This is a genomic window from Pseudomonas sp. Irchel s3h14 (assembly GCF_900187425.1).
Taxonomy (GTDB): domain Bacteria; phylum Pseudomonadota; class Gammaproteobacteria; order Pseudomonadales; family Pseudomonadaceae; genus Aquipseudomonas.
This window is the reverse complement of record NZ_FYDJ01000005.1, coordinates 327,609-340,606: the sequence shown is the minus strand read 5'-3', so window position 1 is coordinate 340,606 and position 12,998 is coordinate 327,609. Positions and strand designations below refer to the sequence as shown.

Genomic DNA, 12,998 nt, shown 5'->3' with positions numbered 1-12,998 from the left:
ATTCTCAATTCGTGGCTTGGCTGCGGCGTGAAGCAGGCAGCAGTTTGGCGATCGATGATCCGGCGCTGGCGGTGTGCTGGCCGAAATTGGCGTTATAGGTGGCGATGATTTCGCCGGCGATGGAGATGGCGATTTCCACAGGCAACTTGCCTTTGACTTCGCCGATGCCCATCGGGCAGCGCATGCGTTGCAGCACGGCGCTGTCGAAACCACGGTCCCGCAGGCGGTGTTCGAACTTCACCCGTTTGGTCTTCGAACCGATCAGGCCGAAGTAGGCGAAGTCGTTGCGCTTGAGGATCGCGGCGGTGAGTTCGAGGTCGAGCTGGTGGTTGTGCGTCATGACGATGCAGTAGCTGCCGGCGGGCAGGTCGTCGATTTCGTCCACCGGTTCTTCGGCGACAATTTTGCGTACGCCGTGGGGGATCAGTTCAGGGAACTCCGCATCCCGCGAGTCGATCCAGCGCACCCGGCAGGGCAGGCTGGCGAGCAGCGGCACCAGCGCCCGGCCAACGTGGCCGGCACCGAACACAGCAATCTGCGCCTGGACCTGGCCCATCGGTTCGAACAGCAACACGGTCACGCCGCCGCAGCACTGACCCAGGCTGGCGCCGAGGCTGAAGCGCTCCAGGTGCGTGTCCTGCTTACCGCTGGCCAGCATCTCGCGGCCGATCTGCATGGCCTTGTATTCCAGATGCCCGCCACCGATGGTGTCGAAGGTCTGGGTGGCGCTGATGACCATCTTCGAGCCGGCGTTACGCGGCGTCGAGCCGAGCTCTTCGATGATGGTCACCAACACGCAGGGTTCACCCTGGGATTGCAGGTCGGCGAGGGCGTCGATCCAGTTGTACATGTTTCACCTCAACATCTCTGTTGTCTGTTCGGGCCTCATCGCTAGCAAGCTTTGCTCCTACAGGTTTGCGTCGATCGTGCGATCACTATCAATCCTGTAGGAGCAAGGCTTGCCCGCGATGGCCGCGCCTCGGTATCAGAGCGAAGCCAACTCAACTTCGGTTTCAACAGCCTTCGCCACCTTCAACTGGCGCATCTGCTCGCAGCCCCACAACACCCGCTCCGGGGTCGCCGGCGCATCGATTTTCGGTTGATGCTTGTAGTCGCCCAGGCTGGCAACGGCGTCCTTGATCGCACACCACGCAGCGATACCCAGCATGAACGGCGGCTCGCCCACGGCCTTGGAATGGAACACCGTGTCTTCCGGGTTCTTGCGGTTTTCCACCAGCTTCACCCGCAGGTCCAACGGCATGTCTGCCACGGCTGGGATCTTGTAGCTGGCCGGGCCGTTGGTCATCAGTTTGCCTTTGTTGTTCCACACCAGTTCTTCCATGGTCAGCCAGCCCATGCCCTGAATGAAACCACCCTCGACCTGACCGATGTCGATCGCCGGGTTCAATGAGTCGCCGACATCGTGGAGGATGTCGGTACGCAGCATTTTGTACTCGCCGGTCAGGGTGTCGATGATCACCTCGCAGCACGCTGCGCCGAAGGCGTAGTAGTAGAACGGCCGACCACGCGCCTGGCTACGGTCGTAGAAGATTTTCGGGGTCTTGTAGAACCCGGTGCTCGACAGCGACACCTGAGCGAAATACGCCTGCTGGATCAACGCTTCGAAGGTCAGGATGTGATCGCGAACCCGCACGTGACCGTTGTGGAACTCCACGTCTTCTTCGCTGACCTTGTACTGCCGCGCGGCAAATTCCACCAAACGTTTCTTGATGATTTCCGCCGCGTTCTGCGCGGCTTTACCGTTCAGGTCGGCACCACTGGAAGCCGCGGTCGGTGAGGTGTTCGGGACCTTGTCGGTATTGGTTGCGGTGATCTGCACGCGGTCCATTTCCACCTGGAACACTTCGGCCACGACCTGCGCGACTTTGGTGTTCAGGCCCTGGCCCATTTCGGTGCCGCCATGGTTCAGGTGGATGCTGCCGTCGGTGTAAACGTGGATCAGCGCACCGGCCTGGTTGAGGAAGCTGGCGGTGAAGGAAATACCGAATTTCACCGGGGTCAGCGCCAGGCCTTTTTTCAGGATCGGGCTGTTGGCGTTGTAGCGACGGATCGCTTCGCGGCGCTCGGCGTACTGGCTGCTTTCTTCGAGTTCGGCGGTCATTTCCTCGAGCATGTTGTGCTCGACGGTCTGGTAGTAATGGGTGACGTTGCGCTCGGTCTTGCCGTAGTAGTTGGCCTTGCGCACCGCCAGCGGATCGAGGGCCAGATGCCGGGCGATGGCGTCCATCACTTCTTCGATGGCAACCATCCCTTGCGGGCCGCCGAAGCCACGGTAAGCGGTGTTCGACGCGGTGTTGGTCTTGCAGCGATGACCGTTGATGGTCGCGTCACCCAGGTAGTACGAGTTGTCGGCGTGGAACATCGCACGGTCGACAATCGACGCCGACAGGTCCGGCGAGCAACCGCAGTTGCCGGCCAGTTCCAGGGCAATACCGTGCAGCCGGCCGGTGCTGTCGAAGCCGACGTCGTACTCGACATAGAACGGGTGACGCTTGCCGGTCATCAGCATGTCTTCGACGCGCGGCAGGCGCATTTTGGTCGGCTGGCCGGTGAGGTGCGCGATCACTGCGCACAGGCACGCCGGGCTTGCCGCTTGGGTTTCCTTGCCGCCGAAACCACCGCCCATGCGGCGCATGTCGACGACGATCTTGTTCATCGATACGTCCAGCACTTCGGCTACAAGCTTCTGTACTTCGGTGGGGTTCTGCGTCGAGCAGTAGACGATCATGCCGCCGTCTTCGGTTGGCATCACCGAAGAGATCTGGGTTTCGAGGTAGAAGTGTTCCTGACCACCAATGTGCAGCGTGCCCTGGATACGATGCTCGGCAGTCGCCAAAGCACCAGCCGAATCACCGCGCTGATGCGTGTGGCTGTCGAGCACAAAGTGGCGTTTGCGCAGGGCTTCAACCACGTCCAGCACCGGCTCCAGATCTTCGTATTCGATGATCGCGGCCATGGCGGCTTTGCGCGCGGTTTCCAAATCTTTTGCGGCGACGGCAAGCACCGGTTGACCGACGAATTGCACGTCATCGATGGCCAGCAGCGGATCGCCCGGCAGCAGCGGCCCGATGTCTTTCAGGCCCGGCACGTCTTTGTGGGTGATGGCGATGCGCACGCCTTCGAAGGCGTAACAAGGTTTGGTGTCGATGCTGATGATTTTCGCGTGAGCGCGGTCCGACAGGCGTGCGTAAACATGCAACTGGTTCGGAAATTCCAGCCGGTCGTCGATGTACTGCGCTTCACCGGACACGTGCTTGGTGGCGCTGTCGTGCTTGACGCTGCGGCCGACACCGGTGGTCAGGTCCTTGGCGAACAGTTCAGCCAGTTCGGCTTGGGTCTTCTCTACAGCGTGATGATTAGACATAAGCGGTCACCCGAGTCTCGATGTGCGGTGTTTGCAGTTCGATGAAGTATTTACGCAGCAGGTTTTGCGCGCTGAGCAGGCGGTATTCCTTGCTGGCACGGAAGTCCGAGAGCGGCGTGAAATCTTCGGCCAGTGCGGCGCAGGCGCGTTCGACGGTGTCGTTGTTCCAGGTGGCGCCGAGCAATACGGCTTCGCAAGCCTTGGCACGTTTTGGTGTAGCAGCCATGCCGCCGAAGGCGACGCGGGCGTCGGCGATCACGCCGTTGTCGATGCGCAGGTTGAACGCGGCGCAGACGGCGGAAATGTCATCGTCCAGACGTTTCGATACTTTGTAGGCGCGGAACAGTTGTTCGGCGCTGGCACGCGGCACGATGATCTTTTCGATGAACTCGCTTTCCTGGCGCGCGGTGACCCGGTAATCGATGAAGTAGTCTTCCAGCGCCATCGTGCGGCGGACTTCGCCTTTGCACAGGACAATCTGCGCGCCGAGTGCAATCAACAGGGGCGGGGAGTCACCGATCGGCGATGCGTTGCCGATGTTGCCGCCGAGGGTGCCCTGGTTGCGGATCTGCAACGAAGCGAAGCGCTGCAGCAATTCGCCGAAGTCCGGGTACTCGGCTTTCAAGGCCTCATAGCAATCGGAGAGGGCGGTGGCGGCGCCGATTTCCAGGCGATCGTCAAAACGCTCGATGCGCTTCATCTCGGCGACATTGCCGACGTAAATCATCACCGGCAGGGTGCGGTGGAACTGCGTGACTTCCAGCGCCAGATCCGTGCCGCCAGCCAGCAGCCGAGCCTGTGGATAAGCGTCATAGAGGTCAGCCAGATCGGCGACGGTCAGCGGCACCAGGCAGCGCTTGTCGCCACTGTTGAGTTCGCCAATATCGGTAGGGGCGATGGCTTTGAGGCGAGAGATGGTGTCGGCCTCACGCGCATCGAACTGGTCCGTTTGCTTGCCGCAGCAGGATTGTTCGGCGGCAGCCAGAATCGGCCGATAGCCAGTGCAGCGGCAAAGGTTGCCGGCCAGCGCTTCGTGGGCTTTATGAGCATCCGGTTGATCGCTGTTCTTTTGCAGCGCGAACAGCGACATCACGAAGCCCGGTGTGCAGAAGCCGCATTGCGAGCCGTGGCACTCGACCATGGCTTTCTGCACGCTGTGCAGCTCGCCTTGGTGCTTGAGGTCTTCAACGCTGATCAATTGTTTGCCGTGCAGAGACGAGACGAACGTCAGGCACGAGTTGAGGCTGCGATAGCGAATGTGTTCGCGGCCATCGTCATCCGTTTGCAGCTCGCCGACGACCACGGTGCACGCGCCGCAGTCACCGCTGGCGCAGCCTTCTTTGGTGCCGGGTTTGCCCACATGGTCGCGCAGATAATTGAGCACGGTCAGGTTTGGGTCCAGGGCGTGCTCGCTACGGAGTTCCTGGTTAAGTAAAAACTGGATCACGGAAGGCCTCGCAGACTCATTATTGTTGTTAACCGACTTGAACCGAATTTATCAGGTCTGACTTTGTGGTCAATGATTTTCTGACTTAAAGGTCAGGAAATAGCATTTTGTCGATCAACGACTCGTTCCTTTATTATTGACCCTCACGGGATAGCCTGCTTTTTGCTTGAATCGTGCCAAAAACCGCTGAGTGGGCACTCCGCCATGACCCTTCATGTGCGTTACACTGCGCCGCTTGTGCAGATCGAAGAGTTTGAAGGGACAACCATGACGTTCAAGGCGCCGGACAGCCTCGCCGAGCAAATTGCTCACCACCTCGCCGAACGCATCATTCGTGGCGAAATGAAGCCCGGGGAGCGCATCCAGGAACAGAAGGTCACGCTGGCCCTCAATGTCAGCCGCGGTTCGGTCCGTGAAGCCTTGCTGATCCTCGAGCGCCGCCACCTGATCGCGATCCTGCCGCGACGTGGCGCCCACGTGACCGAGCTCACGGTTCACAAGGTCCAGAGCCTGTGCACGCTGATGAGCGAGCTTTACATCCTGCTGGGCAATGCAGTGGCCAGCGGCTGGCAAGTCCAGGCCGACATGGCGCCGTTCGTGCAAATCCAGCAGCGTCTGACCGCCAGCTACGAGCGCCAGGACATTCGCACCTTTGTCGACGACAGCTTCAGTGTGATGCGCGCCGCGTATCCGTTCGCCAACAACCCGTACTTGCAGGAAACCGTCGAGAATCTGCAGCCGGCGATGAGCCGCGCGTATTTCCTCGCCCTGGAACAGCGCAAGGCCTCGATGAGCGAGTTCCTGGAGTTGTTCGAACGCTTGCTCGCCGCCGTGCTGGCCCGTGATTTTCCGCAGATCCGCATTGTGCTGACGGCGTATGCCCAGCGCAGCAGTGATCTGGTGGTCTCCGCCCTGACGGACGCTTAAGCGTGCGGCTAAAGTGCATCAAGCTGGCGGGGTTCAAATCCTTCGTCGACCCGACCACGGTGAACTTCCCCAGTAATATGGCGGCGGTGGTCGGGCCCAATGGTTGCGGCAAGTCGAACATCATCGACGCCGTGCGTTGGGTGATGGGCGAGAGCTCGGCCAAGAACTTGCGCGGCGAGTCGATGACGGACGTCATCTTCAACGGCTCGACCAGCCGTAAACCGGTGAGCCAGGCGAGCATCGAGCTGGTGTTCGATAACTCCGACGGCACCCTGCTCGGCGAATACGCGGCCTACGCGGAAATTTCCATTCGCCGCAAAGTGACCCGCGACAGCCAGACCACTTACTACCTCAACGGCACCAAATGCCGTCGTCGCGATATCACGGATATTTTCCTCGGCACCGGCCTCGGCCCGCGCAGCTACTCGATTATCGAGCAGGGGATGATCTCCAAGCTGATCGAGTCCAAGCCGGAAGACTTGCGCAACTTCATTGAAGAAGCGGCAGGCATCTCCAAGTACAAGGAGCGCCGGCGCGAGACTGAAAACCGCATCCGCCGCACCCACGAAAACCTGGCTCGCCTGACCGACCTGCGCGAAGAGCTCGAGCGTCAGCTTGAACGCTTGTACCGCCAGGCCGAGGCTGCCAAGAAGTATCAGGAATACAAGGGCGAGGAGCGTCAGCTCAAGGCCCAACTGTCGGCCCTGCGCTGGCAGGCGTTGAATGAACAGGTCGGTCAGCGCGAAGCGATCATCGGCAATCAGGAAGTCACCTTCGAAGCGCTGGTGGCCGAGCAACGTAATGCCGATGCGGCTATCGAGCGCTTCCGGGACGGGCACCACGACCTGTCCGAACGCTTCAATCTGGTGCAGGGGCGCTTCTATTCGGTCGGCGGCGACATCGCCCGGGTCGAGCAGAGCATCCAGCACGGTCAGCAGCGTTTGCGCCAATTGCAGGACGACCTGAAAGAAGCCGAGCGCGCGCGTCTGGAAACCGAATCTCACCTGGGCCACGACCGCACGTTGCTGCTGACGCTAGGCGAAGAGCTGGACATGCTCACCCCCGAACAGGAAGTCACCAGCGCCGCCGCCGAAGAGGCCGCCGCCGCGCTGGAAGAATCCGAAACTACCATGCACGCCTGGCAAGAGCAGTGGGACACTTTCAACCTGACGGCCGCCGAGCCGCGTCGCCAATCCGAAGTTCAGCAGTCGCGGATCCAGCAGCTGGAAACCAGCATGGAGCGCCTGGCCGATCGTCAAAAGCGTCTTGGCGAAGAGCGCGCGTTGCTCTCGGCAGACCCGGAAGACGCGGCGATCATGGAACTCAGCGAGCAATTGGCCGCGAGTGAAGCGACGCTGGAAGATTTGCAGGCCAGTGAAGAAGCCCAGGTCGAACGCCTCGAGCAACTGCGTCAGGAATTGCAATTAGCGCTGCAAAATCAGCAACAGGCTCAGGGCGATTTGCAGCGTCTGAACGGTCGCCTCGCCTCCCTTGAAGCCTTGCAGCAAGCCGCGCTCGATCCGGGCACCGGCACCGCTGAATGGCTGCGCGAACAACATTTGGCTGACCGTCCGCGATTGGCCGAAGGCCTGAAAGTCGAAGCCGGTTGGGAGCTGGCGGTGGAAACCGTGCTTGGTGCCGACCTGCAAGCGGTGCTGGTGGATGACTTTAGTGACTTCGATCTGGCCGGTTTTGCCCAGGGCGATTTGCGTTTGCTCAGCCCCGCCACTGATGGCGTGCGGGTGCCCGGCAGCTTGCTCGATAAAGTTGAAGCGCAGATCGATCTGGCGCCATGGTTGGGGCAGGTTAAACCGGTCGACAGCCTCGAACAGGCGTTGGCCCTGCGCAATCAATTGACCGCCGGCCAGAGCCTGATCAGCCGCGACGGTTACTGGGTCGGTCGACACTTTTTGCGCGTGCGCCGGGCCAGCGAAGCGGAAAGCGGTGTGCTTGCCCGCGGCCAGGAAATCCAGCGTCTGGGCCTTGAGCGCGAAGAGCGCGAAGCCACGGTCGAAACCCTGGAAACCCAACTTCAGAATCTCAGGGCGCAACAGCGTCAGCAGGAAAACGGTCGCGAACATCTGCGCCGTCTGCTGCAAGACGAAGCCCGTCAGCAAGGTGAGTTGAAAGCCCAGTTGTCCGCCGGCAAAGCCAAGGCCGAACAACTGACCTTGCGCCGTACACGACTGGACGAAGAACTCACCGAGCTGGCTGAGCAACGCGCTCTGGAACACGAAAATATCGGCGAAGCACGCCTGCAATTGCAGGAAGCCCTCGACAGCATGGCGCTGGACACCGAGCAGCGCGAGTTGCTGCTGGCCCAGCGCGACAGCTTGCGCGAGCGACTTGATCGGGTGCGGCAGGAAGCCCGGCAGCACAAGGATCACGCCCATCAACTGGCAGTGCGTCTGGGTTCGCTCAAGGCACAACACGACTCGACGCGTCAGGCGCTGGAACGTCTGGAAATGCAATCCGAGCGCCTGACCGAGAAGCGCGAACAGCTCAGCCTCAATCTGGAGGAGGGCGAGGCGCCGCTGGAAGAACTGCGGTTGAAACTTGAAGAACTGCTCGACAAACGCATGACCGTCGACGAAGAACTCAAGACTGCGCAGATCGCTCTGGAAGACGCCGACCGTGAACTGCGCGACGCGGAAAAACGTCGCAGTCAGGCTGAGCAGCAATCGCAATTGATTCGCGGCCAGATGGAAACCCAGCGCATGGAATGGCAAGCCCTGACCGTGCGCCGCAAGACTCTCGAAGATCAGTTGCTCGAAGACGGCTACGATCTGCATGGCGTGCTCGCCACGCTGACGGCTGAAGCCAATGAAAAGGACGCCGAAGAAGAGCTCGAACGCATTGCCGCGCGGATTCAGCGCCTCGGTGCGATCAACCTGGCGGCCATCGACGAATACCAGCAACAATCCGAGCGTAAACGTTATCTGGATGCGCAGAACGACGATCTGGTCGAGGCGCTGGATACGCTCGAAAACGTGATTCGCAAGATCGACAAGGAAACCCGAAACCGCTTCAAAGATACCTTTGATCAGATCAATGGCGGTTTACAGGCCCTTTTCCCAAAAGTTTTCGGTGGAGGACGCGCCTATTTGGAACTGACGGGCGAAGATCTACTCGATACAGGGGTAACGATCATGGCGCAGCCGCCAGGAAAGAAGAACAGCACCATCCATTTGCTCTCCGGTGGCGAAAAAGCCCTGACGGCCCTGGCTCTGGTTTTTGCCATCTTCAAGTTGAATCCGGCGCCGTTTTGCATGCTCGATGAAGTTGACGCGCCATTGGATGACGCTAACGTTGGACGCTACGCACGACTGGTCAAGGAGATGTCGCAGACGGTGCAGTTCATCTATATCACCCACAACAAGATCGCTATGGAAATGGCCGAGCAACTGATGGGGGTGACGATGCACGAGCCGGGTTGTTCGCGTCTGGTAGCGGTGGATGTCGAGGAGGCGATGGCGATGGTGGATGCCTGAGTCGGCGCTTGTAGGAGAGGTATTTTTGAGTTGTAGGACTTATTTACCTGCCCTGACTTGCTGGCCAATCGACATATTCGCGCAAGCCGTTGTGACAGACGGTGTAAAGTTGCCTTTGGTCGTGCTAGTTTAATGTCAATTTTTCGTATACGTGGGCAAAACGCCTGTCAGAACATAGAGTTGGCGCCACGTTTTAAAGCGGTTTGCGAGTTGTAAACCCCTTATTTTTCAGCATTTTTTATAGAGGCACGGGATTACATGGAAATCGGTCTGCGCGAGTGGCTGATCGTCATCGGCATTATTGTCATTGCCGGTATTCTTTTCGATGGCTGGCGTCGCATGCGCGGCGGCAAGGGGAAACTGAAATTCCGTCTCGACCGAAGTTTGTCCAACTTGCCGGACGAGGACACCAGCGCCGAGCTGTTGGGCCCGCCCCGCGTGCTGGACACGCATAAGGAACCGCAACTGGACGAGCACGATCTGCCGTCCGTGAGCATGCCTGCTCGTGAGCCGCGTGAGTCGGGTTCCAAGCGCGGCAAGCGTAGCCATGGCGAGCCTTCGCAAGGCGACATGAACCTCAGTCTGGATCTGGACGGCGGCCCGAGTTTCAGCAGCCGTGACGACGATTTCCCGGATGACACCAAGGCTTCGAGTTCGGCCAGCGACAAGGAACAACCGCAGGCCGAAGAAGTGCTGGTGATCAGCGTGATCTGCCGCGACGCTGCTGGCTTCAAAGGCCCGGCGCTTCTGCAGAACATTCTGGAAAGCGGTCTGCGTTTCGGCGAGATGGACATTTTCCACCGCCACGAAAGCATGGCCGGCAACGGCGAAGTCCTGTTCTCGATGGCCAATGCGGTCAAGCCGGGCGTTTTCGATCTGGACGATATCGACCACTTCAGCACACCGGCGGTGAGCTTCTTCCTCGGTCTGCCAGGCCCACGTCATCCGAAGCAAGCCTTCGACGTGATGGTGGCCGCAGCGCGCAAACTGTCCCAGGAGCTGAACGGCGAACTGAAAGACGACCAGCGCAGCGTACTGACTGCCCAGACGATCGAGCACTACCGTCAGCGCATCGTTGAATTCGAACGTCGCGCCTTGACCCAGAAGCGTTGATCTGTAGGAGCACGGCTTGCCGGCGATAGCGTTCTCAGGATCGCCATCGCGAGCAAGCTCAGCTCCTACAATGAGCTTTAGCCGCATCAACAGATAGAGCAGCCTCGGCTGCTCTTTTGCTTTATGAGAGAACACCCATGACCGCCGCCAAAAACCGCATTCTAGAGCTGCGTGCTGAGCTGGATCAGCACAACTATCGCTACCACGTGCTGGACGAGCCGAGCATTCCGGACGCGGAATACGATCGGTTGTTCCACGAGCTCAAGGCCCTCGAAGCGGCCCATCCCGAACTGATCACCAGCGACTCGCCGACCCAGCGTGTCGGCAGCGCGGCGCTGTCGGCGTTCACTCAGGTGCGTCACGAAGTACCGATGCTCAGCCTCGGCAACGCCTTCGAAGAAACCGATATGCGTGAGTTCGATCGCCGGGTAACGGAAGGTCTCGACCTGCCGGTTGGCGACTTGTTCGGCGGCGGCGCGGCGGTGGAATACAGCTGCGAACCCAAGCTTGATGGCCTGGCGGTCAGCTTGCTGTATCAGGACGGCGTGCTGGTGCGCGGTGCGACTCGCGGCGACGGCACCACCGGCGAAGACATCAGCGTCAACGTTCGTACCGTGCGCAACATTCCGCTCAAGTTGCACGGCACTGGCTGGCCAGCGACCCTGGAAGTACGCGGCGAAGTGTTCATGTCCAAGGCCGGTTTCGAACGCCTCAACGCCACTCAGCTGGAAGTCGGCGGCAAGACCTTCGCTAATCCGCGCAACGCGGCGGCCGGCAGCTTGCGTCAGCTCGATTCGAAGATCACCGCCAACCGTCCGCTGGAGTTCTGCTGCTATGGCATCGGTCAGATTTCGGCCGATATTGCTGATACGCACATTGGCAATCTGCAGCAGCTCAAGGCTTGGGGCATGCCGATCAGTCATGAGTTGAAACTGGCTCATGGCATCGTTGAATGCCTGGACTATTACCGCGACATCGGTGAGCGCCGAAATTCGCTGCCCTACGAAATCGACGGCGTGGTGTTCAAGGTCAACAGCATTGCCTCTCAGCGTGAGCTGGGCTTCCGTGCTCGTGAACCGCGCTGGGCGATCGCGCACAAATTCCCGGCGATGGAAGAGCTCACTGAATTGCTCGACGTGGAATTCCAGGTCGGTCGTACCGGTGCGGTGACGCCCGTGGCGCGCCTGAAACCGGTCAAGGTGGCCGGCGTGACCGTGGCCAATGCGACGCTGCACAACATGGACGAAGTGGCGCGTCTGGGCCTGATGATCGGCGACACGGTGATCATCCGCCGCGCCGGCGATGTGATTCCGCAGGTGGTGCAAGTGGTCATCGAGCGCCGCCCGGACAACGCACGACCCGTACAGATTCCCGAGAAGTGCCCGGTCTGCGGCTCGCATGTCGAGCGCACGCAACTGGTCAAGCGCAGCAAAGGTCGCGAGACCGTCAGCGAAGGCGCGGTGTACCGCTGCGTCGGTCGTCTGGCCTGCGGTGCGCAACTCAAGCAGGCAATCATTCACTTCGTCTCCCGTCGTGCCATGGACATAGAAGGCCTGGGTGAGAAGAGCGTCGAGCAGTTAGTGGATGAAGGACTGGTGAATTCGCCGGCCGATCTATACGCCCTGACGTTCGAGCAAATCGTCGATCTGGAAGGCTTTGCCGAACTGTCGAGCAAGAACTTGCTCAGCGCCATCGAAGACAGCAAGCAGCCGAGCCTGGCACGCTTCATCTACGCCCTCGGAATTCCCGATGTCGGCGAAGAGACGGCGAAGGTGCTGGCGCGTTCTCTCGGCTTGCTGGAGCGGGTTCAGCAGGCGTTGCCGCAAGTGCTCACGTATTTGCCGGACGTTGGTCTGGAAGTGGCTCACGAGATTCACAGCTTCTTCGAAGATGCGCATAACCAGCAGGTGATCAAGGATCTGCTCAAGCACGGCATGCACATTCAGGATCAGGGTGAGCTGGGTGCCGAGTTTTCCGCCAGCACTACGTTGGGTGGCTTCCTCGACAAGCTGCACATTCCCTCGGTGGGGCCAGGTGGGGCGCAGAAACTGGCGGACAAGTTTGGTTCGCTTGAAGGGGTTTTCAACGCCGACTGGCTGGATATGCGTCAGGCGCTGCCAGAAAAACAGGCTGCTTCGGTTCGGGAATTCTTTGCGGTTGCGCAACATCGTCAGATTGCTGAAGCCGCCGAGAAACAGCTGCGTGATTTCGGCATGCATTGGCAGAGCGAGAAGAAAGTCGTTGAAGGCTTGCCGCTGGCTGGGCAGACCTGGGTGCTGACCGGTTCGCTGGAGTTGATGAGCCGCGACATCGCCAAGGACAAACTTGAAAGCCTCGGTGCCAAGGTGGCGGGCTCGGTATCGGCGAAGACCCATTGTGTGGTCGCCGGGCCAGGAGCAGGTTCCAAGTTGGCGAAGGCCAATGAGCTGGGGTTGAAGGTTCTGGATGAAGAGGCGTTTGTCGAATTCCTGACGAAGCACGGTATTTCTGTTTAGTCGATCGTTCCCACGCTCCGCGTGGTAACGCATCCCGTGACGCTCCGCGTCACAGCGGACGCGGAGCGTCCGGGGTGGCATTCCCACGCAGAGCGTGGGAACGATCTTCGCGCGGGAATGATCTAGTCTTGGCAAGCCTC

The 12,998-nt window shown here is 60.0% G+C and carries 7 protein-coding genes; 4 read left to right on the top strand and 3 right to left on the bottom strand.

From position 1 onward, the window contains the following. Positions 1-4: 4 nt before the first annotated feature. The 3 genes from xdhC to xdhA all read right to left on the bottom strand — a co-directional run bounded on the left by xdhC (position 5) and on the right by xdhA (position 4,832). Entirely contained in the window at positions 5-850 is an 846-nt protein-coding gene (gene xdhC / locus CKW16_RS13185; RefSeq protein ID WP_095128783.1) for a xanthine dehydrogenase accessory protein XdhC, read from the bottom strand. 135 nt (positions 851-985) lie between these two features. Further along, a complete protein-coding gene (gene xdhB, locus CKW16_RS13180; protein ID WP_095128782.1) occupies positions 986-3,385 on the bottom strand; it encodes a xanthine dehydrogenase molybdopterin binding subunit in 2,400 nt (799 codons plus the stop codon). Next, positions 3,378-4,832, bottom strand: coding sequence for a xanthine dehydrogenase small subunit (gene xdhA, locus CKW16_RS13175; RefSeq protein WP_095128781.1), 1,455 nt, complete (start codon positions 4,830-4,832; stop codon positions 3,378-3,380). The genes xdhB and xdhA overlap by 8 nt, the downstream gene beginning before the upstream one ends. A 267-nt stretch (positions 4,833-5,099) precedes the next feature. On the opposite strand from xdhA, the gene CKW16_RS13170 reads away from it, so the two are divergent. The 4 genes from CKW16_RS13170 (at position 5,100) to ligA (ending at position 12,858) form a co-directional block, all read left to right on the top strand. Then, positions 5,100-5,759: a GntR family transcriptional regulator gene (locus tag CKW16_RS13170; protein WP_046047881.1), complete on the top strand. Its 660-nt coding sequence runs from the start codon at positions 5,100-5,102 to the stop codon at positions 5,757-5,759. Between the two features lie 2 nt (positions 5,760-5,761). Further along, complete coding sequence (gene smc, locus CKW16_RS13165; RefSeq protein ID WP_095128780.1) at positions 5,762-9,250, top strand: chromosome segregation protein SMC; 3,489 nt, start codon at positions 5,762-5,764, stop codon at positions 9,248-9,250. 258 nt (positions 9,251-9,508) lie between these two features. After that, on the top strand, positions 9,509-10,363 hold the full coding sequence (gene zipA / locus CKW16_RS13160; protein ID WP_095128779.1) for a cell division protein ZipA: 855 nt from the start codon (positions 9,509-9,511) through the stop codon (positions 10,361-10,363). Between the two features lie 137 nt (positions 10,364-10,500). Beyond that, a complete protein-coding gene (gene ligA / locus CKW16_RS13155; protein ID WP_095128778.1) occupies positions 10,501-12,858 on the top strand; it encodes an NAD-dependent DNA ligase LigA in 2,358 nt (785 codons plus the stop codon). Positions 12,859-12,998: the final 140 nt, after the last annotated feature.

Excerpts from the sequence above, each read along its gene's own strand:
- xdhB (WP_095128782.1), bottom strand. The coding sequence starts at position 3,385 with ATGTCTAATCATCACGCTGTAGAGAAGACCCAAGCCGAACTGGCTGAA.
- zipA (WP_095128779.1), top strand. The coding sequence starts at position 9,509 with ATGGAAATCGGTCTGCGCGAGTGGCTGATCGTCATCGGCATTATTGTC.
- xdhC (WP_095128783.1), bottom strand. The coding sequence starts at position 850 with ATGTACAACTGGATCGACGCCCTCGCCGACCTGCAATCCCAGGGTGAA.
- ligA (WP_095128778.1), top strand. The coding sequence starts at position 10,501 with ATGACCGCCGCCAAAAACCGCATTCTAGAGCTGCGTGCTGAGCTGGAT.
- CKW16_RS13170 (WP_046047881.1), top strand. The coding sequence starts at position 5,100 with ATGACGTTCAAGGCGCCGGACAGCCTCGCCGAGCAAATTGCTCACCAC.